Consider the following 356-nt stretch of genomic DNA (forward strand, 5'->3'; position numbering starts at 1 on the left):
GCGAGGTGGTGGTGACGCTCCAGCCCGCGCCGGCCGCCGACCTGCTGCCCGCGCTCGCCCGCTGGTACGGCATCTCCCGCAGGGAGCGGATGGTCGTCGAGCACGCCCTCGAAGGCCGGGCCGTCAAGCAGATCGCCCGCAGCATGGACCTGTCGCCGCACACGGTGAACGACCACTTCAAGGCGGTCTACCGCAAGACCGGCGTCACCTCCCGGGAGGAGCTCATCGCCTGCCTGTGCTGAGCCTCGCCGACCGGGAGGGGTGGCGCGCGGCAACGACTGAGGGGCCGCATCGGATGAATCCGATGCGGCCCCTCAGTCGACGAAAAGCGAAAAGTCGGGACGACAGGATTTGAA

At 69.1% G+C, this 356-nt stretch carries 1 protein-coding gene; it reads left to right on the forward strand.

Features of this window, described 5'->3' with window-relative positions:
- The coding region (locus STRAU_RS32500) for a response regulator transcription factor (protein ID WP_259300042.1) at nt 1–242 on the forward strand (242 nt) is incomplete at its 5' end.
- Nucleotides 243–356 lie beyond the last annotated feature (114 nt).

Source organism: Streptomyces aurantiacus JA 4570, assembly GCF_000414115.1.
GTDB lineage: Bacteria > Actinomycetota > Actinomycetes > Streptomycetales > Streptomycetaceae > Streptomyces > Streptomyces aurantiacus_A.